The following is a 25,697-nucleotide window of genomic DNA, read 5'->3' as shown; positions in this document are numbered from 1 at the left end:
CGCGGTTCACGCATTAAACAAAAGGCCGCAAGCCAGGGCAATACCGAACACACGGGAATGCAGCATCAAGGCGAGGCTAGTGGCGCGGCCGATACAGTTCTCGCCAGGCGGGAAGCCGCGCGGCATAGGCATCGGCCAGTCCAGCGTCGGGTTCAAACGTCTCGATGCGCTGCGGCCGCGTGCACACGGCGGCGATTGCCTCACCCGTGACAGCAAGCCGCCCCAATCTTGCCGCACCGAACGCCGCGCCGGTCTCGCCTCCGGCGAAGCGATGGATCGGAATGTTCAGCACGTTGGCCAGCACCGCGAGCCAGAACGGGGACCGCGAACCGCCGCCAATGACATCGGCTTCCGCAATCACGATGCCGGCATCCGTGAGCGCGTCGCGGCAATCGGCAAGTGCGAAGGCAACGCCCTCGAGCACCGCCTGAACGATCGTGCCGCGATCGGTGCCGTGGCTCAGACCATCGAGCATGCCCCGCACGGCGGGATCGTCGTGGGGCGTCCGCTCACCCGCGAGATACGGCAGAAAGCTCACCGGCGACGGCGCCTGCGGGCGCGCTCCAAGCGGCGCCAGCAACTCGGCTTCGGTGACGCCGAACAGGCGAGCGGCCCAGGCGAGGCAGGAGGCGGCCGAGAGGATCGCGCCGGCTTGAATCCACATGCCGGGAATGGCGTGGCAGAACGTGTGCACGACGCGATCGGGGTTGGCGGCTATCCTGTTGGTCGGCGCCAGCAAGGCACCGGAGGTTCCCAGCGATACGAATGCGGTTCCCGGCTCGATCGCGCCGATACCGACGGCGCCAGCCGGATTGTCGCCGGCGCCGCCCGCGATGATCGGCGGTCTGGCCATGCCCCAGCGCCGCGCGAGCTCTCTGCGCAGCATCGTTGCCGGCGCGCATCCCTCGACCAGACGCAGCATGTGATCGCGCGACAGGCCGGTCGCTGTGAGCGCTGCGTCCGACCAGTCCCGGCGCGCGGCGTCGAGCCACAGCGATCCCGATGCGTCCGAGACATCCTCGATGGCCTCACCTGATAGCACCAGGCGCAAATAGGCCTTCGGAAGCAGAACGAGTTTCGTCGCCGCAAAGATCTCCGGCTCGTGCGTCGCGATCCAGAGCAGCTTCGGCGCGGTGAATCCAGCCATCGCCTTGTTGCCCGTCACCGCACGCAAGGCGGGCCAGCGCTGCTCCAGGATACGGCACTCAGTGGCAGAGCGGCCGTCGTTCCAGAGGATGCAAGGCCGCAAGGGTCTCGAGCTCGCATCGAGCAGCGTAGCGCCGTGCATCTGGCCGGACAGTCCGATGCCCCGGACCGCCGCCAGCGCCTCGGCGTGCGACGCCTTCAGGGCGTCCAGTGTGGCAAAGGTCGCATCGATCCACTGCGCGGGGTCCTGCTCGTAATAGCCCGATTGCGGCGAGGCAGTCGCGAGCGGCCGGCTCTCGCTTGCAATCACGCGCTGCGTATCGTCGACGAGAACGGTCTTGACCGCCGAGGTACCGAGATCGATGCCGAGATACATGGATGCTTCCCGTCTACTTCGTCGCGTCGATCCATATCCCCGGCTCTGAATGCTCGCGGATATAGGTGACCAGGAAGTCGGAAAAGACCCTGATCTTGGCGGGCAGCCGGACGCGGTTTTGATAGGCGATGTTCATGGTGAGCAGCGGCAGCTCCCAGTCTCTCAGGACAGGCACCAGCCGGCCTGCCGCGATGTCGCTCTGCACGATGTAGAGCGGCTGGATCAGGATGCCGAGCCCGGCGCGCGCGGCGCCGCAGATGATCTGGCCGTCATTGCTGTCGAGCGTCGGTGCGATCCGGATGGTCTGCGTCGTGCTGCCCTTGCTCAGCCGCAGCGAATAAGGATCGTTGGCAAGGTTGTAGATCAGCATGTTGTGGTGGGCGAGATCGGCGGGGTGCTCCGGCAGGCCGTGCTTCTCCAGATATGACGGGGCAGCCGCCAGCACGCGGTGCATCTGGCCGATGCGGCGGACGATGATGTTGGAATCCGGCTCGTGCTCGCGCGTGCGGATCGCGACGTCGATGCCAGCCTCGATGAAGTCCAGATAGCGGTTCGCGCTGATGATCTGCACGCTGAGATCAGGATAGAGCGCGCGGAAGGGCGGGCAGCATCGGCGCGAGATAGATCATCGCGAAAGACAGCGATGACGTCACGCGCAGCATCCCCTTCGGCGACAGCGCGCGGTCTGAGACGGCGTCTTCGGCCTCGGCGAGCTCGTTCAGCAGCGTGCTGCAGCGCTGCAGCAGCTCCTGTCCGGCCTCGGTCAGCCATTGCCGGCGCGTGTTGCGCTCGATCAACCGGACCGCAAGGCGCTCCTCCAGCGCACTGAGATGGCGGCTGGCGGCCGCGTTCGACATCCGCAGCATTTCGGCGGCCTTGGACAGGCTGCCGAGCTCGGCGGTTTTGGAGAAGACTTCGAGTTGGAGCAGCCGGTCCATTTTTGCGGAAACAGGAAAAGAGACTTACAAATTTTGACCTTTAATTCCGATTTCTGCAAGGCAAAATGACGCCAACAAAGTACAATGGCAGGCGAGGAAATCAGGAAATGTCGGGCCCGATCAGGCACATCGTGATGTGGCGGCTGCGTGGGGAGACCCCCGAGGAGCGGTCCGCCGCCCGGATCAAGGTCAAGTCCCTGTTCGAGGGCCTCAAGGGCCGGATCGACGGCCTCACCCATATCGAGGTCGGCATGGACGTCAGCGCCGTCGACTACGCCTGCGACGTGGTGCTGTTCTCCGAGTTCACCGACCAGGCCGCACTGGCGGCCTATGCCAATCACCCCGAACATTTGCGCGTGCGCGAGGCGCTCGGCGACTTGCGGATCGGACGTTTCCAGGTCGATTATCCCATCAAAGAGACCGGCGCATGATCGGTTCGTTCACCTTTGAAAACCTACCCTGCCGCGTCGTGTTCGGCAGCGGAACCTTGGCTAGCGCGAAAGCCGAGGTCGAACGGCTTGGCGGCCAGCGCGCGCTGGTGCTGACGACGCCGCAGCAGGAGGCCCAGGGCAAGAGCCTGGGCGCAGCGCTCGGCCCGCTCTATGCCGGCATCTTTCCCGGCGCCACCATGCACACGCCGGTCGATGTCACGGAGCGCGCGCTCGCGGCGATGAAGGCGTGCGAGGCCGACTGCGTCGTCTCACTCGGCGGAGGATCGACCACCGGCCTCGGCAAGGCGCTGGCCTTGCGCACCGGCGTCAACCAGCTCTGCATCCCCACCACCTATGCCGGCTCGGAGATGACGCCGATCGTCGGCCAGACCGAGAACGGCCTGAAGACCACGGTGCGCGACGCGGCGATACTGCCGGAGACCGTCATCTACGACGTCGACCTCACCCTGACGCTGCCTGCAAGTCTCGCCGCGACATCGGGCATCAACGCGATCGCCCATGCGGTGGAAGCGCTCTACGCGCGCGATGCCAATCCCGTGACGTCGCTGATGGCGGAAGAAGGCATCCGCGCGTTGGCGCGCGCCCTCCCCGCCATCGCCGCCAAGAGCGACGACCGCGAGGCGCGGACCGAAGCCCTTTACGGCGCCTGGTTGTGCGGCGTCTGCCTCGGCACCGTCGGCATGGCGCTGCATCACAAGCTCTGTCATACGCTCGGCGGCACTTTTGACCTGCCGCACGCGGAAACCCACACCATCGTGCTGCCGCATGCGCTCGCCTACAACGCACCGGCCGTGCCCGATGCGATGACGCGCATCTCGCGCGCGATCGGCGCTGCCGATGCATCGCAAGGACTTTTCGAGCTTGCAAAACGGCTGGGCGCGAAGCTCGCGCTGCGCGATATCGGCATGCCCGAAAGCGGCATCGACAAGGCGGCCGATCTTGCCGTCACCAACGCCTATTGGAATCCGCGTCCGCTCGAGCGGGACGCCATCCGCGACCTGATTGCGCGCGCCTGGGCCGGCGAGCCGCCGGGCGCCGTCAAAGCGGCGGCCTGAGGCGATGCGGCGCACGCTGATCAGATCGGCCACCGTCATCAGCATGGATGACGCGATCGGCGACCTCGGCACCGGCGACGTGCTGGTCGAGGGCAGCCGGATCGCCGATGTGCGGCCGTCGATCGACGTCGCGGCCGACACGGAGATCGTCGACGGCACGGGCCGCATCGTCATCCCCGGTCTGATCAACGCGCATATGCACACCTGGCAGACGGGCCTGCGCGGCTTTGCCGCGAACTGGACGCTGCTGGAATATTTCCGCCGCATGCATGCCGGTCTCGCGACCGTGTTCCGGCCCGAAGACATCCATATCGCGACGCTCGTCGGCGCGCTGAACCAGATCAACCACGGCGTCACCACGCTGGTCGACTGGTGTCACAACAATCCGACGCCTGCGCACACCGACGCCGCCGTGCGCGGTCTGATCGAGAGCGGCATTCGCGCCGCCTTCTTCCACGGCTCGCCCAAACCGGAGCCGAAACCGGGCGAGCCGCATTTCTCGGAAGTGCCGCATCCGCGCCGCGAGGTCGAGCGGCTGCTGGCGGGTCCCCTCGCCGACCGCGACGGCCTCGTCACGCTCGGGCTCGCCATTCTCGGCCCGCATTATTCGACGCTCGACGTCGCCATGCACGATTTCCGCCTGGCGCGGGAGCTGAACCTGATCGCCTCCATGCATCAGGGCGGCGGACCGGCCAAGACGCCCGGCGGCTGGGAGAGGCTGATCGAGGCGGGCCTCGTCGGAGCGGGCATCAACATCGTCCATGGCAACGACCTGCCGGACGAACTGCTGGATCGGATGATCGACCTCGGCGTGTCCTTCTCGGTCACGCCGGAGAACGAGATGATCCAGGGCCATGGCTTTCCGATCACCGGACGGCTGCTCAAGCGCGGCGTGCGGCCGACCATCGGCATCGATCTCGAATCGGTGCTGGCCGGTGATCTCCTTTCCGTCGCGCGCGTTGCGCTGTCGATGCAGCGGGCGCTCGACAATGCGGAGTCGCGCAAAGTGAGCGGCACCATTCCGGCAACGACCACGATCCCCGTGCGCGAGGCGCTGCGTTGGATCACGACGGAAGGCGCCCGCATGCTCGGCCGCGAACACCAGATCGGATCGCTGACACCGGGCAAGCTTGCCGACCTCGTCGTCATCAACGCCTCCGATCTCAATCTCTTCCCGGTGCACGATCCGGTCGCGACCGTGGTGATGCAGACGAGTCTCGCCAATATCGAGTCCGTCATGATCGGCGGCGCCTGGAAGAAACGGAACGGCCGGCTGCTGATCGAGGGGCTGGAGGCGAAGAAGGAGCTGTTGGCGCAATCCGGCCGGCGGCTGGTGCAGGATATCGAACGACAAGGACGCGCCGCCTGAAGGCGCCAACGGACAACAACAATGACAGATGCTTCGAAGAACGTCGCTTTCATCGGGATCGGCAAGATGGGCCTGCCGATGTCCTTGCTCGTCGCCAAGGCTGGCTACGCCGTCACCGCGTTCGACCAGAGCGCGGCGCGAACCAGCGAGGCGCGCGCGCAGGGAATTGCGATCGCCGCCTCGCCCGCCGAGGCCGTGAGCGGCAAGGCCGCGGTGATCACGTCGCTGCCCGATGACGCAGCCTTGCGCGGTGCGTTGCTCGGCCCGACCGGCCTCATTGCCGCGATGACGACCGGAGCCGTCCTGATCGAGACCAGCACCGTGAGCGTCGAGGCGTCCACCGAAGTTTCGGCCGCAGCACAGGCGCGCGGCATCGACTATCTCCGTGCGCCGGTCTCCGGCAATGCCAGCATCGTTCATACCGGCGCCTTGACCTGCTTCGTGTCAGGACCGAAGGATGCCTTCGAGAACACAAAGCCGCTGTTCGCCGCCTTCACCCGTGCCCAGACCTATCTCGGGCCCGCCGAGGAGGCCCGCTACGCAAAACTCTCGGTCAATCTGATGATCGCGGTGTCGGCCGCGATGATGGCGGAGAGCCTGGCGCTGGCGCGCAAGGGCGGCATCGCCTGGCAGGATATCTTGAAGGTGCTCGACGACAGCGCGGTGGCTTCCCCCATGGTCAAGTACAAGACTGCACCGCTCCGTACGCGCGACTTCGAGTCGACCTTCTCCTGCAAGCAGATGGCCAAAGACCTCGACCTGATCCTGGGCGCCGGCCACGCCGTCGGCGTGCCGCTGCAGCTCGCAGCCCAGGTGCGCGAGACCTATGGCGCGCTGGTCGCACAGGGCGACGGCGACACCGACTTCATTGCGACCGTCAAGCATCTCGAGCGGCTGTCCGGCCTCGGCGAGCCGAAGCTGTGATCAACGGAGACACTCATGCGTAACTTCAACGAGAACACGATCACGGACGCGGTGCTGGAGCGGATCGCGGGCGCAACCGATCCACGCATCAAAGAGGTCAGCGAGGCGCTGGTGCGGCACTTGCACGCCTTCGTCCGCGAGGTCCGGCCGACGCAGAAGGAATGGGAGTTTGGCATCGACTTCCTGACCCGTACCGGGCACATGTGCGACGACAAGCGCCAGGAGTTCATCCTGCTGTCGGACACGCTCGGTGTCTCCATGCTGGTCGACGCCATCAACCATCCGGTGCCGGAAGGCGCGACCGAGACCACGGTACTCGGGCCGTTCTTCGTCCAAGCCGCGCCGGAGAAGGACAGCGGCGCCGATATCTCCGGCCCGATGGAAGGCGATCCGATGCTGGTCACCGGCTCGGTCTCGACCGTGGACGGAAAGCCACTCGCAGGCGCCATCGTCGACGTCTGGCACTCCGACGATGACGGCTATTACGACGTGCAGCAGCTCGACCAGATCGGCGATCTCGCGATGCGCGCGCGTTTCCATACCGACAGCAACGGCCGCTTCCATTTCTGGTCGATCAAGCCGGCCGCCTATCCGATCCCGCATGACGGCCCGGTCGGCGAGATGCTGGAGGTGCAGGGGCGCCATCCCTGGCGACCGGCACATGTGCATTTCATGATCTCTGCGCCCGGCTTCGAGCAGCTCGTCACGCACGTGTTCGTTGCCGGCGACCAGTATCTCGACTCTGACGTGGTGTTCGGCGTCAAGGACAGCCTGATCCGCGAGTTCACGAAGCATCCCGCTGGCCGTGCGCCGGATGGTCGCATGGTGGACAGCGACTATTTTCATCTCAACTACGATTTCGGGCTGAAGCAGCTCGCGAGCAACGCAAGGGCCGCCTAGGCTAAACGAAGGACCAACAAGAGTCCGGCAACAGGGAGCAGACGGGGAAACAAGGATGGGACCGCGGGTCAATACGGCAACATTGGCCGATCGCCTCACCGGCATGATCGGCCCGCGCGCGAGCGTTGCGCGCGGCGTGCTCGATCAGCATGGGCAGAGCGAGTCGCACTATCGCAATTTGCCGCCTGACATCGTCGTCTTTCCTGAAACCACGCAGGAGGTGGCCGATATCGTGAAGCTGTGCGCGAGCGCAGGAATGCCGATCGTCCCGTTCGGCGCCGGGACCTCGCTCGAAGGCAATGCTGCGGCGGTCGCGGGTGGCGTCTGCTTCGATTTCGCGCGCATGAACAAGGTGCTGGCGGTGCACGACAGCGACATGGATGTCGTGGTGCAGCCTGGCATCACCCGCAAGCAGCTCAATGCCGAACTGCGCAATACCGGCCTGTTCTTTCCGATCGATCCCGGCGCCGACGCCTCGATCGGCGGCATGACGTCGACGCGCGCCTCCGGCACCATGGCCGTGCGCTACGGCACCATGAAGGACAATGTCATGGCGCTGGAGGTGGTGCTGGCCGACGGCCGCGTCATCCGGACCGCCAAGCGCGCACGGAAGTCGGCCGCCGGCTATGATTTGACACGCATGTTCGTCGGTGCGGAAGGCACGCTCGGCGTCATCACCGAGATCACGTTGAAGGTGCACCCCGTGCCGCAGGCGATCTCGGCGGCCGTCTGCAGCTTCGACACCCTGCACGATGCCGTCGACACCGCGATCTCCGTGATCCAGTCCGCGATCCCCGTGGCGCGCATCGAGCTGCTCGACGATGTCATGATGCGCGGCATCAACGCCTACGCCAAGCTTGGCTATCGCGAGGCTCCCACTCTTTTCTTCGAGTTCCATGGCTCGGAAGCCTCCGTCGCCGAACAGGCCGAGGCCGCGCAGGCGATCGCCGCCGACCATGGCGGACACGGCTTTGCCTGGGCCAAGGCGCCGGAAGACCGCAGCCGGCTCTGGCACGCCCGCGACAACACGCTCTATGCCGGCCTCGGCCTGCGGCCCGGCGCACGCGCGGTGATTACTGACGTCTGCGTGCCGATCTCGCGGCTGGCGGAATGCCTGACCGAAACGCGGCGCGACGCGGACGAGCACGGCTTCACCGCGCCGATCGTCGGCCATGTCGGCGACGGCAATTTCCACATGCTGATCCTGATCGACCCGGCGAAGGCCGAGGAGGCCGAAGGCGCCAAGGCGCTGCAGGCTCGCATGGTCGCCCGCGCCATTGCCATGGACGGCACCTGCACCGGTGAACACGGCATCGGGCTCGGCAAGATCGACTATCTCGCCGATGAGCTCGGCGAAGCCGTCGACGTGATGCGGCAGATCAAGACCGCGCTCGACCCTGATGGACTGATGAACCCCGGAAAGATCTTTGCGAGCGGAGCCAAGGCATGAGCGACGCGCTCCCGATCGAAGTCACCTCGCCTGTCGCGCTCCTGGAGCTGCGCGGCATCAGCAAGGAGTTTCCCGGCGTCAAGGCGCTGGATGACGTGTCCTTTGCCGTCTACCCCGGCGAAGTCCATATGCTGCTGGGCGAGAACGGCGCCGGCAAGTCGAGCCTGATGAAGGTGCTGTGCGGCGCCTATCGCGCCGATGCCGGCGAGTTCTTCTACAAAGGCGAGAAGGTCGCGATCTCCTCGACCGCGGATGCGCAGAAGCTCGGCATTGCCGTGATCTTCCAGGAATTCTCACTGGTCCCCTATCTCGACATCGCCCAGAACATCTTCCTCGGGCGCGAGCCGAAGGGCCGCATTCCCGGCACCATCGACCGCCGCCGGATCCTGGCCGATGCCAGGCGCGTGCTCGACACGATCGGCTTCGACATCGATCCCTCCACCACCGTCGACAAGCTCGGCGTCGCCCAGCAGCAGATGGTCGAGATCGCAAAAGCCATCAGCCAGAATGCCCGCATCCTCGTCATGGACGAGCCGACCGCGGCGCTATCCGACCGCGAGACCGAGCTGCTGTTCGCGCTGATCGCGCGACTGAAGGCGGACGGCGTCTCGATCGTCTACATCTCGCACCGCATGGCCGAGGTGTTCGCGCTCGGCGACCGTATCACGGTGCTGCGCGACGGACGGCGCATCGACGGCGTCAAGCCCGCCGACGTCACGCCGGACCAGCTCGTCCGCATGATGGTCGGCCGCAACGTCGACATGACCTATCCCCGGAATTTCGCCGACAAGCCGGGCGAATTGCTGCTCGAGGTCAAAGGCCTCTCCGCCGCGACCGGCATCGCCGACATCAACATCGAGGTGCGCCGGGGTGAGATCGTCGGCCTGTGCGGCCTAGTCGGCTCCGGCCGCAGCGAGGTTGCGCGCGCCATCTTCGGCGCCGATCCCGTGACATCAGGCGAGATCATCTTCGACGGCAAGACCATCTCGGGCGAGCCGGATCTGGCCGCCCGCCGCGGCATCGCGCTGATCCCGGAGAACCGCAAGAGCGAGGGCCTCGCTCTGCTTCGTTCCGTAAGCGACAACCTCGTGGTGTCGGCATTGCGAAAGCTGTTCCCGAGCGGCCTGTTCGACCAGCGCAGCGCGCAACGCACCTCCGATGGCCTGATCCGGCAGCTGCGCATCGCGACGCCCAGCGCGCGGCAGACTGTCGGCCTGCTCTCGGGCGGCAATCAGCAGAAGGTCGTGATCGGCAAGTGGCTCGCTGCCGGCTCAAAACTCTTCATCTTCGACGAGCCAACCCGCGGCATCGACATCGGCGCCAAGTCGGAGATTTTTGCCCTGATCGACCGCCTGGTGGCGGAAGGCGCGGCGGCCCTGATGATCTCGTCCGAGCAGGTCGAGATCTGCCATGTCTGCGACCGCGCTTATGTGATGCGCGAGGGGCGCATCGCCGGGCACCTGACACGCAACGAACTGACCGAGGAGAACATCGTGCGACTGGGGATGCATCATGCGTGAAGCCGCGGTCGTCTCAGAGCCCAATCCGCTGCAACGGATTCCCGGCGTTGCCATCGTACTGGTGTTGCTGATCGCGCTGTTCAGCGCGATCGCGCCCGGTTTCCTGTCGGTCGCCAATCTCTCCAACGTGCTGGTGCAGTCGACCATCCTGACCATGCTCGCGCTGCCGATGACATTGATCATCATGACCGAGGGGCTCGATTTGTCGATGGGCGCGGTGCTGACGCTGACGTCGCTGTGCGTCGCCATCGTCTCGCTCGCGACCAAGTCGATGCTGCTCGGCCTTGGCGCTGGCCTTCTGGTCGGCGCCGCTTTCGGCGTCGCCAATGGCTGGCTGGTCGCAATCCTCGGCATCCCGCCCTTCGTCGCGACGCTCGGCACGCTCGGCATGGCACAGGGCCTGTCGCTGATCGTCAGCGACGGCCAGAGCGTGGTCGGCATCCCCCACAGCGTGCGCGACATCTATTCGGCGACGCTGCTCGGCGTGCCCGTGCCGATCGTGATGGCGCTGGTGACCTATGCGGCGTTCCACGGCCTGCTCTATCACACCCGCTTCGGCACCTACATCTTTGCGCTCGGGGGAAATCGCGAGGCGCTGCGCTATGCCGGCCTCTCGCCGAACAAGCTGCTGATCGCGGTCTATGCGATCGGCGGCGCCATGGCCGGCATCGCGGGCCTGCTAATGACCGCGCGAATGAACTCCGGCCACCCCACCGCGGGCCTTGGCCTCGAATTCGATGCGATTGCTGCGGTGGCCGTCGGCGGCACCTCGTTCGAGCGCGGCAATGGCTGGCTGCTCGGCACGCTCCTCGGCGTCCTCTCCGTCGGCGTGCTGCGCAACGGGCTGAACCTGATCTCGCTGCCGTCCTCGGTGCAGGTCGCAAGCGTCGGCGTCCTCGTCATCGTTGCCCTGTTCCTCGACGGCCTCCGGAGCCGCGCATGACCGACATCAGCAAAGAGGCGATGATGCCGCCCCGCTCGTTCCTGTCGCAGGATGCGATCCAGGTGTTCTATCGCCTGCTCGCAGCCCTCTTGATTTGCGCGGTGCTCGCCGTGCTCAGCGATTCCTTCCTGAGCCTCGGCAACATCCTCAATGTGCTCCGGCAGGCGAGCCTGACCTTCTTCATCGCCTCCGGCCTGACGCTGGTGGTGCTGACCGCGGGCCTCGATCTCTCCGTCGGCGCCAATGTCGCGCTGTCGGCCTGCATCGCCGGCACCGTGATCCACAAGACCGGCTCGCCGGCACTCGGCATCCTCACCGGGCTTGCCTGCGGCGGCATCGTCGGCCTGCTCAACGGCATCATGGTCACGGCGCTGCGCATCCCCTCCTTCATCGCCACCTACGGCATGCTCTGGGTGCTGAACGGCCTCACCTATTGGTACATGGCGGGCGAGACCCTGCATGGCTTCCCCGCAGGCTTCCGCCAGATCGGCAGTGGCTATCTGTTCGGCCTGCCCATCCCGGTCTATCTGCTGCTGGTGTTCCTGGGCATCGGAACGCTGTTCGCGCAACGGACGATCTGGGGCCAGGAGATCTATGCGATCGGCGCCAATCCGGTTGCGGCCCGTCTTTCCGGCATTCCGGTCGCGCGCCGCCTGCTGCTGGTCTACGCCGTCTCCGGAACCATGGCGGGGCTCGCCTCGATCATCTTCCTGTCGCGCCTCAATTCGGCCGAGGCCGACATCGGCGAAAGCCTGACGCTGCCGGCGATCGCGGCCGTGCTGATCGGCGGCACCTCGCTGTTCGGCGGCGTCGGCACTGTGTTCGGCACCTTCATCGGCGCGCTGATCCTGACGCTGGTGCTGAACGGCATGAACCTCTTGTCGGTCAGCGCCAACTGGCAGCCGCTGGTGACAGGCATCATCGTCATTCTCGCGGTCTGGCTCGACATGAAGACCCGTCGCCGCGCGCAATGAGTTTTTGAAGTCCAACAAGCAAAATCAGGGATGGAGGCAATATGAAAATGAGACTGGACTATCTGGCGCTGCCGCTGCTGATGGCCGCCGCGTTCACGACCGAGGTGCGCGCCGACGGCGAGACCATCGCGGTCTTCACCAAGAACCAGACCAACCCGTTCTTCCAGACGGTGCGGGTCGGCGCCGACAACATGGCGAAGTCGCTGAATGCGAAGACGCTGCAGTACATCCCGACCAAGCCGGACTCGATTCCCGAGCAGCTCAGCCAGATCGAGGACGTCGTGGTGAAGAAGCCGAGCGCGATCGTGTTCACGCCGGTCGACTACAAGGCTATGGTGCCGGGCGTGGAGAAGATCAACGAGGCAAAAATCCCCGTCGTGAACATCACCGACCGCTCCGCGGGCGGAAAATTCCTGTCCTTCGTCGGCGCCGACGATTACAGCCTCGGGCTCGAGACCGCGCGCTTCCTGCTCAAGACGCTCGGCGGCAAGGGCAACATCGTCATCATCGAGGGCGTCAAGGGCTCGCTGACCAATGTCGATCGCGTGCGCGGATTCAACGACGCGCTGAAGGAAGCGCCCGGCGCCAAGTTGCTGGCTTCGCAGCCCGGTAACTACCAGCGGCTCCAGGCGCTTCAGGTGATGGAGAACCTGATGCAGTCGAATTCGCAGATCGACGGCGTCCTCGCCGCCAACGACGCCATGGCGGTCGGCGCGATCGAGGCGCTCGACGGCGCCAACCGCAAGGCGCAGGTGATCGGCATCAACGGCACCAAGGAGGCGATCGACGCGATCAAGTCCGGCAAGCTGCTCGCGAGCGGCGACTACAACGGGTTCGCGCAAGGCTGCCTCGGCACCATGATGGCGATCCGGTCCTTGCGCAACCAGCCCGTCATCGCCGAGATCGTGCTGAAGCCGACCGTCATCACCAAGGACAATTTTGGGCCGTTCGACGTGCCGCTGGAGCAGCGGACCTGCCCGACCTTCGAGGACGCCGGCAAGCTCGGTGCCAAGTAGATCGACAGGTCACGGCAAACCCGGACGGCCGCCCCTCGCGGCCGTCCCAAGAACGAAGCCAAGAAAACGGAGACACCATGCTGTTCGCCATTCATGCCCTCGACCGCGCCGGCGCGCTGCCGACCCGGCTCGCCAACTACGACGCCCACAAGGCCTTCCTGAGCGACACCTCGCGCTTCGGGGTCAGGATCGTGATGTCCGGACCGCTCGTCTCCGACGACGGCGCGACCATGATCGGCAGCCTGTTCCTGGTCGAGGCCCCCAGTCGTGCAGAAGTCGAGGCCTTTAACCGCGCGGACCCCTTCGCAGCGGCCGGCATCTGGGAGAAGGTCACGATCACTGGGTTCATGCGGCGACAAGGATAGACTGCCAGGCCCTGATTGGAGCGAGCACCCTTGCGCGATCCGCAGCCCGGACATAGGTAAAATTGCTACGCCGAACACCCTTTGACAGCGGTGCGTTGGCCGCGGCCCGCATTGACCTTCCCGAGCGCAGCCTTTGTCCGCGGCCGGAGGTTCTGTATAATGCTCGCGAGGAGGGATCGCGATGAAGGCTTTCATGCTTGCCTGTGTTGCGACGGTCGTCATCACGATGGCGGGAGTTGCCGTGCTCGACAGCGTACAGCAACCCGTCGCAGAAGCCTTTGCGACGACGGGCGTGCGGCTCTAAAGCGCGATGAGATTTGGATGAATCGTCGTCGCGCTTGAGGTTATTGCTTGCGCATGATCTTTCCGGAAAACCGCTTCGCACTTTTCCGGATCATGCTCTAGGCAATACTCCGTCAGCTCTATTCGGCTGCGGACGCAGCATGGCGAGGCTGCGGCTGAGAATCGTTCGGGCCGGTCCGTGCCGACTCCTGGTCGAGCCACAGGCTATGGTGCTCGCGCGCCCAGTTGACATCCACCTCGCCTGATCCCATCGCCTCGAAAGCACCTTCCATCCCGATCGTGCCGATATAGATGTGAGCGAGCATCGCGGCGATAAACAGCACGGCCACGACGGCGTGAACGATCTGGGCCATCTGCATGCCCTCGATCCCCGTCCCGTAGAACGGGAACATCAGCACGTAGCCCGTCGCGGCCACGAGGCCACCGCCGATCACAACGATCCAGTAGATCCCCTTTTGACCCGCGTTGAAACGGCGAGCCGGCGGATGATCGTGACCGAACAGGCCGCCTCCGCGCTTGATCCACTCCAGATCCACCTTGCTCGGGATATTGCCGCTGATCCACATCAGAAAGATCAGCACAACGCCAATCGTGAAGGGAAAGCTCAGGTAGTTGTGCGCGTATTTTGCCCATTGCGACCATTCCGAGAAGGCTTCAAATCCAATCAGCGGAAGCAGCAGCGGCCGCCCGAACGTGACGTTCAATCCCGAAATCGCCAGGATGATGAAGCAGGTCGCGGTCATCCAGTGCACGAAACGCTCGAAGGTGTTGAACCGCACGATGGTGCGGCCGGATCGTCCGCTCTCGAGGCGCACCATGCCGCGTGTCAAATAGAAGATCACCAGCACCGCCAGCATGCCGACCATGGCAACGCCGCCGATCCACCGCAGCGCAACGTTGCGGAATTCACGCCACTCGCGGCCGGCAGGTTGCACCAGCACGCTGGAGCGCTGGTCGGGGATGCTGACGCGCCCCTGGATCCGGTCCATCTCCTGAAGCAGCTTCTGCTCATTGACCGAGCTCGCCGTCGGATTGACCTGCTGGGCCGGCGACGGTACCGGAGCTGCCATGAGCAAAAAAAGCAACGCCCACGCGCCGATGGCTGGTCGAATGAACCTTGCAAATGAGGACATGTACTCCTCCCGGCATTTGTGCCACGGCGCGCGGCGCCTTCAGGACTCGATCGTTTCGCGATAGGCGGTCTTCCAGCCCCATGCGCCCGAGCCGTAGCCGCGCTTCAACACGCGCTCCTTATAGATCTGGGCGATGATCTCGCCGTCGCCGGCAAGCAGAGATTTGGTCGAGCACATCTCGGCACACAGCGGCAGCTTGCCCTCGGCCAGGCGGTTCGCGCCGTATTTTTCGTATTCCTCCTTGCTGCCGTCGGCCTCGGGGCCGCCGGCGCAATAGGTACATTTGTCCATTTTTCCGCGCGAGCCGAAATTGCCGACCTTCGGATATTGCGGCGCGCCAAACGGACAAGCGTAGAAGCAATAGCCGCAGCCGATGCACAGATCCTTGGAGTGCAGGACCACGCCATCGGCGGTGGTATAGAAACAGTTCACCGGGCACACTGCCGCGCACGGAGCATCCGTGCAGTGCATGCAAGCCATCGAGACCGATCGTTCGCCCGGCTTGCCATCGGCGATGGTGACGACCCTGCGGCGGTTAATGCCCCAGGGGACCTCGTGCTCGTTCTTGCAGGCCGTGACGCAAGCGTTGCACTCGATGCAACGGTCGGCGTCGCAGAGAAACTTCATACGTGCCATCGTCGTTGCTCCTTATGCCGCCGCGATCTGGCAAAGAGTGACCTTGGTTTCCTGCATGTTCGTCGCGGGATCGTATCCGTAGGTGGTGATCGTGTTCGCGCTTTCGCCGAGCACGATCGGGTCGGTGCCCTTCGGGTAGTTGCCGCGAAGGTCCTTGCCCGCAAGCCAGCCACCGAAGTGGAAGGGCATCCAGGCAACTCCCTTCCCGACGCGCTCGGTGACGAGCGCCTTCATCCTTGCCCGGGAATTGTTCTCGGCTCCCGTCACCCAGACCCAGCCGCCATCCTTGACGCCGCGCTCGGCGGCGTCGGCAGGGTTGATCTCGATGAACATGTCCTGCTGCAATTCGGCGAGCCAAGGATTGGTCCGGGTCTCCTCGCCCCCGCCCTCATATTCGACCAGGCGGCCGGACGACAGGATCAGCGGGAACTGTTTTGCAATTCCCTTCTCCACCGCGGCCTTCTGCACCGAGAAGCCGATATTGGGCATCCGGAACTGCTTGGCGTCGGGCAGCGTCGGGTATTTGGCGACGAGATCGACGCGCGGCGTGTAGATCGGCTCGCGGTGAACCGGGATGGGATCGGGCAAGCCGAAGGCATGCATGCGCGCCTTGCCGTTGCCATAGGGTACGCAGCCATGCGCCAGCGCGACACGCTGGATGCCGCCCGACAGGTCGAGCGCCCACGACACCGCGTCCGGAGTGGCCGGGTTGACCTTGTTGATCACGGCCATTTCCGCTTCGGTGAGCTCGGTGTCCCAGCCGAGCTTCTTCAAGCTCGCGAGCGTAAATTCCGGATAGCCGTCCTGGATGCCCGACCCCAGCGAGTACGAGCCATCCGCGAGCAGGCTCACCTTACGGGTCGTGCCGTCCGGCAGCTTCTCCTCGCGCTCGACGCCGAACCGCGGCCGGAACGTGCCGCCGCCATCCATCACGTGCAGATTGGTATTGTAGAGCAGCGGCGTGCCGGGATGCTTGACCTCCGGCGATCCCCAACACGGCCAAGGCAGGCCGTAATAATCGCCGCCGATCTCGGGATCGTCCTTCGGCGCGCGCATCGTCAGCATGTCGAACTTGGCCTGGTTCTTCATGTGCGCCTTGAGGCGCTCGGGCGATTGCCCGCAATAGCCGGTCGACCAGCTGCCGCGGTTCATCTCGCGCAGGACATCCTCTGCTTCAGGAAGATTATTCTCGACCTTGATCTTCTTGAACATCTGGTCGGCGACGCCGAGCTTCTTCGCCATCAGGTAGATGATTTCGAGATCATCCTTCGACTCGAAGATCGGCTTCACGATCTGCTCGCCCCATTGCAGCGAGCGGTTGGAGGCAACGCGCGAGCCCTTGCACTCGAATTGCGTGGCGACCGGCAGAATGTAGACGCCATCCTTGCGCCCCGCTTCGACTGCCAGCGAGGCCCAGGTCGTCGGATGCGGATCGGCGATGACGAGCAGATCGAGTGCCTTCAGGCCGTTGAGGGATTCAGGAATACGGGTGATGCTGTTGGAGGCATGTCCCTGCACGATCACCGCCCTGACATTGTCCTTCTGCGCGACCTGATCCTTCGGCAGCGTCGCCGCTTCGAACCAGCGGGTCAGCGGGATGCCCGGCGTTTCCATGATCTGCTTGGAGTCGAAGCGCGACTTCAGGAAGTCATAGTCGACCTCCCAAACCCGCGACCAATGCTTCCAGGCGCCCTCGGCGAGGCCGTAGTAGAACGGCAGCGTGACGATATCGAGCCCGACGTCGGTCGCGCCCTGCACGTTGTCGTGGCCACGGAAGATGTTGGCTCCCATGCCCTCTCCGCCGACATTGCCGGTCATCAGCAGCAGGATGCAGCTGGCGCGCACGTTGGCGGTGCCGACGGTCTTCTGGGTCTGGCCCATGGCCCAGATCAGCGTGGCAGGCTTTTCGGTCGCAAACATCTTGGCGACGCGCTTGAGCTGCTCGCCGGGAATGCCGGTGACACGCTCGACTTCTTCCGGAGTCCACTTCTCGACCTCCTTCTTGAGGTCGTCAAAACCGTAGACCCGCTGCCGGATGAACTCCTTGTCCTCCCAGCCGTTCTGGAGGATGTGCCACATCATGCCGTAGAGTATGGGGATGTCGGTGCCCGGCCGCATCCGCACATATTCGGTCGCGTGTGCGGCGGTGCGCGTCAGGCGCGGGTCGATGACGACGAAGTTGGCCTTTTGCAGCTCCTTTCCCTCGAGCAGGTGCTGCAACGACACCGGATGCGCCTCTGCCGGATTGCCGCCCAAGATCATCTGCGTCTTCGAATTGCGGATGTCATTGTAGCTGTTGGTCATCGCGCCGTAGCCCCAGGTGTTGGCGACGCCGGTGACGGTGGTCGAATGGCAGATGCGGGCCTGGTGATCGGTGTTGTTGGTTCCCCAGAAGGCGCCGAGCTTGCGGAACAGGTAGGCGCCTTCATTGGTCATCTTGGCCGAGCCGAGCCAATAAACGGAGTCAGGGCCCGACTTTTCGCGCACGGCCTGAAGCTTGTCTCCAATCTCGTTGATCGCGGTATCCCAGGAGACGCGGGCCCACTGGCCACCCACCAGTTTCATCGGATAGCGCAACCGCCGCTCGCTATGCACGAGCTCACGCACGGAGGCGCCCTTGGCGCAATGCGAACCGCGATTGATCGGCGAATCCCAGCTCGGCTCCTGACCGATCCATACCCCGTTCAAGACCTCGGCCGTGACCGTGCACCCAACCGAGCAATGCGTGCAGATGCTCTTGCGGACGGTCGCGCCTGCTGTGAGCGGACCGGCCACCGCCGCTTCCGCCTTGCGCACGCCGCTGACCGGCAGCGTGCCGAGCGCGGCGAGCGCGCCACCGGCAAGACCGGATTTTCTCAAGAAGCTGCGGCGGTCGAGACTGCCGGCCTGCCCCGCAAGGGACTCGGCAACGGAACCATGGCGCAGGGAACGCAGGTCTGTTCGCTTGATCAGCACGGTCAACCTCCCTTGGCCGGATAACGATTGACCCGATAGAAGGCCTTGACGTGATCGGTTTCCTTGTAGCGCGCCTTGCGCTTCTCATCGCTGGTTTCGCTATCAGCTTGCGCGGATCCGACCAGCGGTGTCGCGAGCGTCGCGCCGGCGCCCACCGTGCCGACGCCTACTTTGCGCAGGAAATCGCGCCGCCCAACTGTGGTTTTCCTGTCTTCACTCATCGCATCTCTCCTGGACCTGCCGGTGCAGGTCAGTTGGCGAACGTGAATGCTTCCGTCTCGATCTCGATAAAGGCGCGACCGAGCGCGCCGACCGCACGATAGAAGATGGCGCTCTCCGCGCGCTCGATGTCGGCGAACAGCCGCCCCATCCAGGGCGCGACGTGTTTGTCAAAGAATGCGCGTTGCGCCTCGAACGACGCCGGGAAGCGGCCTCCCGCGAAGCCTGCCATGATCTCGCACAGGATGGCGGCGTGATCTTCCGGCTCCGGATTATTCGCGGCGCGCTCGATCCCGGACTCGGCGAGATCGGCGCGCAGACGCGACAGCGGCCGCTCGTTGAGAAATCCCGTCAGGTAGTAGGAGGCGTAGGGCAAGAGCTCGCCGCGACCGAGACCGACGAACAGATCGAAATATTCGCGTTCGACCTTCGCCGGGACCGCATTGGCCGCGGCTGCGGCCAGCTCGGCATGCGCGCGCCCGAGCGGCGTCGCATCACCGATCAATGTGGTCAGTTGATCGAGCAGCCTTCCTGACGGTGCCGCGGACAAGAGCGTCGCGAGCAGCAGATATTCCTGCGCGCGCGCCGCATCGACGGGTTCAATCGGCTTTTCGGACAGAAGCGGCTCGCTGTACAGATCAGGCCGCAGGTCATTGCGCGATACGCCGGTGGCCGCCTCGACCGCAACCACCCGTTGTGCGGGCACCTTGGTCCAGTTCGAAACGGAGGGTTGGCTAATGCCAATTTTGCGCGCAAGTCCTGCCACGCCGCCCGCGGCGTCAATGGCTCGCTCAAGGCCGTCATCACGCACGTGGACCTCCCATCCAAGTCCCAGGTGCTGATTTTGCTTTTGCTACAAAGCAGTAAACGAAGGGTAGTCCTGGCCCAACAGAGGGTCAATCACCTCCCCATAGTCTGAGGCTATGGTCTTTCGTCGGGGGTCCTAGCGGGGTAGCGCGCCGCCATGCGTGCGGCGAGGAATCGACAGCTGCTCGCTTCCGGTGCTTTCGGCGACCGTTAGTTGCGTTGCAGCAGGGGCAGGTGCGGGCTCGGGGCGCGCTTCGTCTTCGGCGACGATCTCGACACTTGATCTCTCGACCGGAGGCAATTCCGGCGAAGAATCCGCGACTTCAACCGGAGTCTCGGCCAGCGTCTCGGCTGACTTGCTGATGCCGCCGATGATTCTGTCCACGAACGCGGCCAGTTCTGCCTCGGAACAATCCAGCGGCCCAAAGCCCGGCATTGCCGACGGATCGTTGAAGTCCCACGCGTTTTCGGCAAGTCCCACGAAGTCGCGTATGGCGGGATCAGCACTCCAAGCGCGACGAAGCGCCGCACGTGTCAGCTCCTGCGGTATCGCTTTGTGCAGGAACGCCTTGATATCGGTCGCTGATGTGATCGAGTCGATCGAAGGCAGGCTCGAGAGGTCGAACTCCGCTTCATCGTCTTTCGCGGCGGGCGGCGGCGCCGACGGCATGTTGTCGTGCATTGCCGGATCCGGTTGGGTAGCGTTCGCCTTTGCCTCCTGCTTGAGCCGGGACCAGCGCGCCAGGAACCTATCCTCGCTCATTCGTGTCCGCCTTCATGCTGCCGGCGCGCCAGCGCCTCCGGATCGGCCTGCCGCCGCTTGCGTTTGAAGAACTCCCGTTCGACGTGGTGCTCGGCAACGAAGCTTTCAATCTGCTCGCGCAGCACTTCCGGCATGGGAACGGCCTCGACCAGATTGGCACCGGCCTCCGTGAACGCTTCGCCTTCCGCGGGATCGGCGGTGGCGGCAGCCACCGAATAGGGCCAAACGCCTTCCGCAGGCGACAATACTGTCCAGATGCTCGGGCTCCCCGAAGCGAGATTATCGCGATAGCGCGCCGTCTCGGAACTGTAGAGATCGACCATAGCGCTGCCGGCATAAAACAGTGTCCCACCTCCATCTTGGCGGAGCACCGTCCAGGGCTTTGTGTCCGGCTCGTCCGGCAGCACGGCGACGGCGCGCCAGACAAAGTCGGTCCACGGCGAGTCCGCCTTGTGCCGCTCGACCACGATGCCGACGGGAATGCGCACCAGCGGCAGCGCAGCCGGGCTCATGTCACCATCTCCAGATGTTTGATCGGCAACCCCGTCAGCAGATTCTGCGGCTTCATCCGGAGCTTCTGTTCGGAGTTCACCGACAGAATGAGATAGATCGGCTCGCCCTGCATCTCATCTGCGGCCGCACTCTTGTCTGCGAACGTCAGGCGGAACAATGAAAGCACGCGGCCGGCGCTGCGGTCATCGAGCTGCTCCCCATGCCAGAGACGGTCGCCCAGCCTGGTCGCATCGGCGTCGAGCCCGACATACCAGGTGAGCCGCGCATCACGCAATTCGCGCAGCGGCTCAATGGAGACGTCGATCCCGAGCAGATGGGAGATCCAGCGCGTCATCGCCTTCCCCAGCGCCCTCGGCCCGCGCCCCCCTGCGGTGAGGTCGAACGCCATGTCGAAATCATCACTTCGGTGCCAATAGTCGTCGGCATTGTCCTCGCTCAGGACGTCGAGCTGGGCATCGGTCACGGCCCCCAGCATCGACATCAGCGACAGCACCGGGGTCGGGCTCTGGCCACCGACGACTTCTTCATCTCCGAGCAGCAAGGCCTGCTCATGCGGCAGGATGCGCTGCGAGCGGAAGAACAGCTCGGCTGCGCGCAGCACGAAGGGATCATCGCAGCCATCGAGCGCATTGCGCAGGATCACATGCACGAGCTGGTTGACGAACAGCGGCGGCAGATCGTTGGCCCGCGACCGGACGGTTGCAAGATAGGCGGCCTCGAGCGTCGGGTGCCGCACGAGGAGATCGCGAAAGGCAAGCACGAACCGCCAGTTCTCCCGGGCGTCCGCATCGACGATCGCGGCGACCTCGTCAGCGCCGACCGGCCGGCGGGGAGCGGCGAGCAGCGCGCGGTGCAGCCGCCGCTCGACCGGGCATGCTTCGTCCGGCGGAATCAGCTCGGGACGCGCAAAATAGGCCTTCAGGAACTCGTCGGTGACGCAAAGCCCGCCGCTCTCATTGCGATCGAGCAGATGGTGGCCGCACGCGATCCAGAAATCGTTCATCGGTGCTGTCGCTCCTGGCTCATATCGGCAAGCCTGACATTGCCGTCGGGTTCGACATCCTCCTCGACTTCCATGAACGAGAACGCCTTGCTGTGCCCCTGCCCTTGCCGCAGCTGCAGCCTGCGGAACGATTCGCGGACTTCGCCGCCGCTCACCGAGCGGTGGACGGCAATGAGCGAACTGATCGGATGCGTGCAGAGCGACTGCACAAAGGCAATCTCCTCTTCGGCGGCCGTCCGCGCGGTTGCCGGGTCCGGCGCGCCGAAACGATCGATGAGTTGGCCGGCAAGGAGCTCGATCAGCGCCCGGCAGTCGCTCTCCGTTGCAGGCACAATCTGCGCCAGCGTCGACCAGCCCCAGGATTGCACCCCGAGGAAGCCGCTGCGGAACGCCGCGCGCGGCTTGCCGCTCAGCGTCGCGGGATCCTGGTCGCAGAAGCGGAACGCGCCGGAGACGGCCCATTCGCCGGGCTCCGCCGCCGCATCGAACACGAACGTATCGGAGGGATCGAGCGCGATGGTGCGCAGCAGTTTCATAGCCGCGGCCCCCCGAGTTTCGGATCGAGCCAGGACGGGGTGGCGAGCGCCTTGACGAGCTCGCTCCGCTCGACCCTGTCGGTGCCGACGCGGCGCGTGAGGAGATCGCCGCTCTCGTCGATCCTCAGGACGGTTCGGCGCTCGCGGGGAACCCGGCTGAGATAGTCGCGCGCGACGCTGTCAAAGCCGTCGACCTGCCAGCTATCGATCACCCGCATCAGATGCCGTGCAAAGCTCTCGGTCACCTCTGCAGCTCCGGTTTCGCCGAACCCCTCCTCATCCAGCGCGGACGCGAGCGGATGAACGCCGGGCCCCTGCTCGGCCATTGCGACCGTCCGGATCATGGCGCCAAACACCAGCCATGCGGGCGGCTCGTCCTCGCGCACAGACGACGGCCATGCCATCCGCGCACCGCCGACCAACCCGCCATCGATCTCGACGGCGTCGGGCCAGCCGATCGCGACGGTCTTGTTTGGCGGTGCGTAGGCACGAAGAGCGTCCGTGAGCGCGACCATGCCGGCGTAGAAGGCGCGCCGCGCGGTCCTCAACGGTTCGCCCGGCTCGAGCACCACGGCGAATTCGGCAAGATCGAACCGCCCGACATACACCAGCGTTCCGGCGCCGCTTTTTGGTGCAATGCGGGAAGCTTCGGCGAAGGCGTCTCTGCTCTCACGCAACCGGACGAGCGTGAAAGGCGGCGGCAGCTGGATCGGCTCCACCGGGGAAACGTGGCTGGTTGGGGTCGACCGCAAGGCCGTCCTCCACTTTCCTTTTCTTCCCGATAGTGAATATCTATACGAGGTGCGGGAGTGGCGCGAGTCCGGAAGTCGGCACCGCACTGGCGGAGGGATTGACCTGAAGCAGCCAGCGAAAACCGTCCTGATCTGCTCGTGTGAAGACACGATGCGCCTTGACGTGGCCACGATCCGGCGCGGATGCCCCACCTGCGAGATCAAGAGCTATCGTCATCTCTGCGGCGCGGAGCTCGATCATTTCCGCAACGCGGCAAAGGCGGACGGCCCGCTGACGGTTGCCTGCACGCAGCAGGCGGCGCAGTTCAGCGGTGAGAGCGGCGAACGCCCCAGCGGGATCAGCTTCGTCAACATCCGCGAAACGGCCGGCTGGTCGCGCGACGGCGCGAATGCGGGCGCGAAGATGGCGGCGCTGCTTGCGGCGGCCGATATTCCCGCACCGGACTATCCGCTTGTCTCGCTGTCGAGTGACGGCGTCATCCTGATCTATGGGCAGGACGAGGCCGCGATCGAAGCCGGGCGACTGCTCGCGGATCATCTCGATGTGACGGTCATGCTCAAGCAGCCGGCAGACGTCACGCCGCCTGCCGCGGCGGTGTTCCCCATCGTGAAGGGCACGATCCGCAACGCGCGGGGCCATTTTGGCGCATTCGAGCTCACGATCGACGGCTACGCGCAGCCGCGCCCGTCTTCGCGCGACCGCTTCGTGTTCGAAACCCCGCGCAATGGGGCGACCTCACGCTGCGATCTCGTGCTCGACCTCTCCGGCGATTCGCCGCTGTTCCCTGCGCACGACGTGCGGGACGGCTATCTCCGCGCGGACCCGAGAGATCCCGCGGCCGTGCTGCGTGCCGTGCTTGCCGCGCGCGACCTCGTCGGACGTTTCGACAAGCCGAGATATGTCGACTTCACACCCAGCCTTTGCGCGCATTCGCGCTCGAAGCTGACCGGGTGCCATCGCTGCCTCGATTTGTGCCCGACCGGTGCGATCACGCCGGCCGGCGACCATGTCGCCGTCAACGCAGAGGTCTGCGCAGGTTGCGGGCAATGCGCGGCCGCCTGCCCGACGGGAGCTGCGTCCTACGCGCTGCCGCCAGCCGACACCCAGTTGCAGATCCTTCGCGCCATGTTGCTCGCCTACCGCGAAGCCGGCGGTGCGGATCCGGTCCTGCTGCTGCATGACAGCGGGCACGGCACGCCGCTGATCGACGCGCTCGCCCGTCATGGCGACGGATTGCCGGCCAACGTGCTGCCTCTCGCGGTCAACGAGTTGACGCAGGTCGGGCTGGAGGCCGTCATCGGCGCATTTGCGTATGGCGCGGCGGCCGTGCGGTTCCTGCTGCGCGCCAAGCCGCGGCACGCCATCACCGGGTTATTGCAGACGATCGCCATGGCCGAGACCATTCTTGCCGGGCTCGGATTTGACGGCCGCCGCGTGGCCACGATCGAAACCGACGATCCCGACATTCTGGCAGACCAGCTGACGGGGATTGGCCCCCTCGCCAGCCTCGCAACGCCTGCAACTTTCCGGACGGTCGGCAAGCGCGGCGACCTGCTTCGCTTTGGCCTCAGTGAATTGCATCGCCTCGCGCCCAAGCCTGTCGACGTGATCGCCTTGCCCGCGGGCGCACCGATCGGTGCGGTCACCGTTGACGTCAGCGGTTGCACGCTGTGCCTGTCCTGTGTCTCGGCCTGCCCAACCGGCGCGCTTCGCGCCGATCCCGAGCGGCCCGTCCTGAAATTCGTGGAGGATGCCTGCGTGCAGTGCGGTCTGTGCCAGAGCACATGTCCCGAGAAAGTCATCACGCTCACCCCGCAGATCGACTTCCGGGCCAGGCGCGCGCCGGCACAGGTGATCAAGGAGGAAGAACCGGCCCTGTGCGTTCGCTGCGGCACGCCCTTCGGCGTCAAGAGCACGATCGATCGGATCGCGACGAAGCTCGAGGGGCGCCATTGGATGTATCCCGCCGGAGACCGCCGCACCGAGGCCTTGCGGATGTGCGCCGATTGCCGCGTCATCGTCATGAGCGAACAGCAGTTCGATCCGATCCAGGACGTTCCGGAGCGCGCGCCGCCACGGACGACGGACGACTATCTGCGTCAACGCGAGAACAAGGACTAGCCGCATGCCTCGTTTCATGATGGGTCTTTCGACGTGCCTTGCCATCACGGTTTCCGCCGGCACGGCCGTCGAGGCCGCCGCCCTCACCAAGGCGGAAAAGGTCGCGCTCAAGCAGGCGATCGTCGCCTGCAAGGCCGAGGCAAAGGGCAAGAAGATCAAGTGGCTGTCACGCCGGAAATACGTCAACCAGTGTGTCGTGACGGCGCTCAAGGAGCATCCCAGCATCGACGTCGCTCGTATGCTCGTGGAGAAGCCGGATCTGACAGATATTCCCGTGGAGCAATGGCCGGCCTATTAGAGCGGAAATGGCTTTAGATTGAATCGACCGACCGCGGGCTCGTTCCAACCTCTCCCGCTTGCGGGAGAGGTCGGCGCGAAGCGCCGGGTGAGGGTTCTCTCCACACGGGGGTTCTTGCTTGCGGAGACACCCTCTCCCCGACCCTCTCCCGCAAGCGGGAGAGGGAGCGCACCTCCCTCGTTGCTACACCAAACCTAATCTCGTCGTGGTTTAGAGCGTCGTTGCCGGC

Annotated in this window: 25 protein-coding genes and 1 pseudogene; 14 read left to right on the top strand and 12 right to left on the bottom strand. The window is 65.0% G+C overall.

The annotated features are described in order from the left end of the window. Positions 1–76: 76 nt before the first annotated feature. Together xylB and ACVJ19_RS16955 are read right to left on the bottom strand one after the other, a co-directional pair. Entirely contained in the window at positions 77–1,522 is a 1,446-nt protein-coding gene (gene xylB, locus ACVJ19_RS16960; RefSeq protein WP_453950191.1) for a xylulokinase, read from the bottom strand. Positions 1,523–1,535: 13 nt separating this feature from the next. After that, positions 1,536–2,460: pseudogene (locus ACVJ19_RS16955) on the bottom strand (LysR family transcriptional regulator). A gap of 107 nt (positions 2,461–2,567) precedes the next feature. Between ACVJ19_RS16955 and ACVJ19_RS16950 the strand changes: the two are divergent. The 12 genes from ACVJ19_RS16950 (at position 2,568) to ACVJ19_RS16895 (ending at position 13,732) form a co-directional block, all read left to right on the top strand. Beyond that, complete coding sequence (locus tag ACVJ19_RS16950; protein ID WP_453950189.1) at positions 2,568–2,891, top strand: Dabb family protein; 324 nt, start codon at positions 2,568–2,570, stop codon at positions 2,889–2,891. Continuing rightward, positions 2,888–3,967 (top strand): maleylacetate reductase, encoded by a 1,080-nt coding sequence (locus tag ACVJ19_RS16945; protein WP_453950188.1) that lies wholly within the window; start codon positions 2,888–2,890, stop codon positions 3,965–3,967. Before ACVJ19_RS16950 ends, ACVJ19_RS16945 begins: the two co-directional genes overlap by 4 nt. A gap of 4 nt (positions 3,968–3,971) precedes the next feature. Beyond that, positions 3,972–5,336, top strand: a complete 1,365-nt coding sequence (locus tag ACVJ19_RS16940) for an amidohydrolase family protein (RefSeq protein WP_453950187.1) — start codon at positions 3,972–3,974, stop codon at positions 5,334–5,336. Positions 5,337–5,357: 21 nt separating this feature from the next. After that, entirely contained in the window at positions 5,358–6,260 is a 903-nt protein-coding gene (locus tag ACVJ19_RS16935; RefSeq protein WP_453950186.1) for an NAD(P)-dependent oxidoreductase, read from the top strand. A gap of 15 nt (positions 6,261–6,275) precedes the next feature. Next, complete coding sequence (locus ACVJ19_RS16930) at positions 6,276–7,160, top strand: intradiol ring-cleavage dioxygenase (protein ID WP_453950185.1); 885 nt, start codon at positions 6,276–6,278, stop codon at positions 7,158–7,160. Between the two features lie 55 nt (positions 7,161–7,215). Then, the gene (locus ACVJ19_RS16925; protein WP_453950184.1) at positions 7,216–8,610 is read left to right on the top strand and encodes an FAD-linked oxidase C-terminal domain-containing protein; all 1,395 of its coding nucleotides are present in this window, start codon (positions 7,216–7,218) and stop codon (positions 8,608–8,610) included. Next, positions 8,607–10,130 (top strand): sugar ABC transporter ATP-binding protein, encoded by a 1,524-nt coding sequence (locus ACVJ19_RS16920; protein WP_453950183.1) that lies wholly within the window; start codon positions 8,607–8,609, stop codon positions 10,128–10,130. Before ACVJ19_RS16925 ends, ACVJ19_RS16920 begins: the two co-directional genes overlap by 4 nt. Continuing rightward, positions 10,123–11,073 carry an ABC transporter permease gene (locus tag ACVJ19_RS16915; RefSeq protein WP_453950182.1) on the top strand — a complete coding sequence of 317 codons (951 nt, stop codon included), beginning with the start codon at positions 10,123–10,125 and terminating at the stop codon, positions 11,071–11,073. The genes ACVJ19_RS16920 and ACVJ19_RS16915 overlap by 8 nt, the downstream gene beginning before the upstream one ends. Beyond that, positions 11,070–12,047: an ABC transporter permease gene (locus tag ACVJ19_RS16910; protein ID WP_080139777.1), complete on the top strand. Its 978-nt coding sequence runs from the start codon at positions 11,070–11,072 to the stop codon at positions 12,045–12,047. The genes ACVJ19_RS16915 and ACVJ19_RS16910 overlap by 4 nt, the downstream gene beginning before the upstream one ends. A gap of 41 nt (positions 12,048–12,088) precedes the next feature. Then, positions 12,089–13,063, top strand: coding sequence for a sugar ABC transporter substrate-binding protein (locus ACVJ19_RS16905; protein WP_453950181.1), 975 nt, complete (start codon positions 12,089–12,091; stop codon positions 13,061–13,063). 77 nt (positions 13,064–13,140) lie between these two features. Then, on the top strand, positions 13,141–13,428 hold the full coding sequence (locus tag ACVJ19_RS16900; RefSeq protein WP_453950180.1) for a YciI family protein: 288 nt from the start codon (positions 13,141–13,143) through the stop codon (positions 13,426–13,428). 181 nt (positions 13,429–13,609) lie between these two features. After that, a complete protein-coding gene (locus ACVJ19_RS16895) occupies positions 13,610–13,732 on the top strand; it encodes a hypothetical protein (protein ID WP_453950179.1) in 123 nt (40 codons plus the stop codon). Between the two features lie 118 nt (positions 13,733–13,850). Here ACVJ19_RS16895 and ACVJ19_RS16890 read toward each other — a convergent pair whose 3' ends face one another. The 10 genes from ACVJ19_RS16890 to ACVJ19_RS16845 form a co-directional block, all read right to left on the bottom strand. Beyond that, entirely contained in the window at positions 13,851–14,864 is a 1,014-nt protein-coding gene (locus ACVJ19_RS16890; RefSeq protein ID WP_453950178.1) for a formate dehydrogenase subunit gamma, read from the bottom strand. 39 nt (positions 14,865–14,903) lie between these two features. Beyond that, positions 14,904–15,500 carry a formate dehydrogenase FDH3 subunit beta gene (fdh3B, locus tag ACVJ19_RS16885; RefSeq protein ID WP_011088224.1) on the bottom strand — a complete coding sequence of 199 codons (597 nt, stop codon included), beginning with the start codon at positions 15,498–15,500 and terminating at the stop codon, positions 14,904–14,906. A gap of 12 nt (positions 15,501–15,512) precedes the next feature. Further along, positions 15,513–18,455, bottom strand: a complete 2,943-nt coding sequence (locus ACVJ19_RS16880) for a formate dehydrogenase subunit alpha (protein WP_453950177.1) — start codon at positions 18,453–18,455, stop codon at positions 15,513–15,515. Between the two features lie 2 nt (positions 18,456–18,457). Then, entirely contained in the window at positions 18,458–18,676 is a 219-nt protein-coding gene (locus ACVJ19_RS16875) for a twin-arginine translocation signal domain-containing protein (protein WP_130371465.1), read from the bottom strand. Positions 18,677–18,705: 29 nt separating this feature from the next. Then, positions 18,706–19,485 (bottom strand): molecular chaperone TorD family protein, encoded by a 780-nt coding sequence (locus tag ACVJ19_RS16870; protein ID WP_453950176.1) that lies wholly within the window; start codon positions 19,483–19,485, stop codon positions 18,706–18,708. Between the two features lie 132 nt (positions 19,486–19,617). Then, positions 19,618–20,244 (bottom strand): DUF3306 domain-containing protein, encoded by a 627-nt coding sequence (locus ACVJ19_RS16865; RefSeq protein ID WP_453950175.1) that lies wholly within the window; start codon positions 20,242–20,244, stop codon positions 19,618–19,620. After that, positions 20,241–20,756, bottom strand: coding sequence for a DUF3305 domain-containing protein (locus ACVJ19_RS16860; protein ID WP_453950174.1), 516 nt, complete (start codon positions 20,754–20,756; stop codon positions 20,241–20,243). Before ACVJ19_RS16860 ends, ACVJ19_RS16865 begins: the two co-directional genes overlap by 4 nt. Next, positions 20,753–21,760 (bottom strand): DUF6352 family protein, encoded by a 1,008-nt coding sequence (locus ACVJ19_RS16855; protein WP_453950173.1) that lies wholly within the window; start codon positions 21,758–21,760, stop codon positions 20,753–20,755. Before ACVJ19_RS16855 ends, ACVJ19_RS16860 begins: the two co-directional genes overlap by 4 nt. Continuing rightward, positions 21,757–22,296 carry a DUF6505 family protein gene (locus ACVJ19_RS16850; protein ID WP_453950172.1) on the bottom strand — a complete coding sequence of 180 codons (540 nt, stop codon included), beginning with the start codon at positions 22,294–22,296 and terminating at the stop codon, positions 21,757–21,759. The genes ACVJ19_RS16855 and ACVJ19_RS16850 overlap by 4 nt, the downstream gene beginning before the upstream one ends. Beyond that, on the bottom strand, positions 22,293–23,048 hold the full coding sequence (locus ACVJ19_RS16845) for a biotin/lipoate--protein ligase family protein (RefSeq protein WP_453950171.1): 756 nt from the start codon (positions 23,046–23,048) through the stop codon (positions 22,293–22,295). The genes ACVJ19_RS16850 and ACVJ19_RS16845 overlap by 4 nt, the downstream gene beginning before the upstream one ends. Positions 23,049–23,199: 151 nt before the next feature. Here ACVJ19_RS16845 and ACVJ19_RS16840 point away from each other — a divergent pair, with 151 nt between their 5' ends. Both ACVJ19_RS16840 and ACVJ19_RS16835 read left to right on the top strand, forming a co-directional pair. Next, positions 23,200–25,170, top strand: coding sequence for a 4Fe-4S binding protein (locus tag ACVJ19_RS16840; protein ID WP_453950170.1), 1,971 nt, complete (start codon positions 23,200–23,202; stop codon positions 25,168–25,170). A gap of 4 nt (positions 25,171–25,174) precedes the next feature. Continuing rightward, on the top strand, positions 25,175–25,468 hold the full coding sequence (locus ACVJ19_RS16835; protein WP_453950169.1) for a hypothetical protein: 294 nt from the start codon (positions 25,175–25,177) through the stop codon (positions 25,466–25,468). Positions 25,469–25,697: the final 229 nt, after the last annotated feature.

Source organism: Bradyrhizobium sp. USDA 376 (assembly GCF_054063675.1).
Note: the sequence above shows the minus strand (reverse complement) of the source record. Positions and strands in the feature narration are given on the sequence as shown.

Bases quoted from the DNA above. Each gene is read 5' to 3' on its own strand.
- xylB (WP_453950191.1), bottom strand. From the start codon at position 1,522: ATGTATCTCGGCATCGATCTCGGTACCTCGGCGGTCAAGACCGTTCTC.
- ACVJ19_RS16950 (WP_453950189.1), top strand. From the start codon at position 2,568: ATGTCGGGCCCGATCAGGCACATCGTGATGTGGCGGCTGCGTGGGGAG.
- ACVJ19_RS16945 (WP_453950188.1), top strand. From the start codon at position 2,888: ATGATCGGTTCGTTCACCTTTGAAAACCTACCCTGCCGCGTCGTGTTC.
- ACVJ19_RS16940 (WP_453950187.1), top strand. From the start codon at position 3,972: ATGCGGCGCACGCTGATCAGATCGGCCACCGTCATCAGCATGGATGAC.
- ACVJ19_RS16935 (WP_453950186.1), top strand. From the start codon at position 5,358: ATGACAGATGCTTCGAAGAACGTCGCTTTCATCGGGATCGGCAAGATG.
- ACVJ19_RS16930 (WP_453950185.1), top strand. From the start codon at position 6,276: ATGCGTAACTTCAACGAGAACACGATCACGGACGCGGTGCTGGAGCGG.
- ACVJ19_RS16925 (WP_453950184.1), top strand. From the start codon at position 7,216: ATGGGACCGCGGGTCAATACGGCAACATTGGCCGATCGCCTCACCGGC.
- ACVJ19_RS16920 (WP_453950183.1), top strand. From the start codon at position 8,607: ATGAGCGACGCGCTCCCGATCGAAGTCACCTCGCCTGTCGCGCTCCTG.
- ACVJ19_RS16915 (WP_453950182.1), top strand. From the start codon at position 10,123: ATGCGTGAAGCCGCGGTCGTCTCAGAGCCCAATCCGCTGCAACGGATT.
- ACVJ19_RS16910 (WP_080139777.1), top strand. From the start codon at position 11,070: ATGACCGACATCAGCAAAGAGGCGATGATGCCGCCCCGCTCGTTCCTG.
- ACVJ19_RS16905 (WP_453950181.1), top strand. From the start codon at position 12,089: ATGAAAATGAGACTGGACTATCTGGCGCTGCCGCTGCTGATGGCCGCC.
- ACVJ19_RS16900 (WP_453950180.1), top strand. From the start codon at position 13,141: ATGCTGTTCGCCATTCATGCCCTCGACCGCGCCGGCGCGCTGCCGACC.
- ACVJ19_RS16895 (WP_453950179.1), top strand. From the start codon at position 13,610: ATGAAGGCTTTCATGCTTGCCTGTGTTGCGACGGTCGTCATCACGATG.
- ACVJ19_RS16890 (WP_453950178.1), bottom strand. From the start codon at position 14,864: ATGTCCTCATTTGCAAGGTTCATTCGACCAGCCATCGGCGCGTGGGCG.
- fdh3B (WP_011088224.1), bottom strand. From the start codon at position 15,500: ATGGCACGTATGAAGTTTCTCTGCGACGCCGACCGTTGCATCGAGTGC.
- ACVJ19_RS16875 (WP_130371465.1), bottom strand. From the start codon at position 18,676: ATGAGTGAAGACAGGAAAACCACAGTTGGGCGGCGCGATTTCCTGCGC.
- ACVJ19_RS16865 (WP_453950175.1), bottom strand. From the start codon at position 20,244: ATGAGCGAGGATAGGTTCCTGGCGCGCTGGTCCCGGCTCAAGCAGGAG.
- ACVJ19_RS16860 (WP_453950174.1), bottom strand. From the start codon at position 20,756: ATGAGCCCGGCTGCGCTGCCGCTGGTGCGCATTCCCGTCGGCATCGTG.
- ACVJ19_RS16855 (WP_453950173.1), bottom strand. From the start codon at position 21,760: ATGAACGATTTCTGGATCGCGTGCGGCCACCATCTGCTCGATCGCAAT.
- ACVJ19_RS16850 (WP_453950172.1), bottom strand. From the start codon at position 22,296: ATGAAACTGCTGCGCACCATCGCGCTCGATCCCTCCGATACGTTCGTG.
- ACVJ19_RS16840 (WP_453950170.1), top strand. From the start codon at position 23,200: ATGCGCCTTGACGTGGCCACGATCCGGCGCGGATGCCCCACCTGCGAG.
- ACVJ19_RS16835 (WP_453950169.1), top strand. From the start codon at position 25,175: ATGCCTCGTTTCATGATGGGTCTTTCGACGTGCCTTGCCATCACGGTT.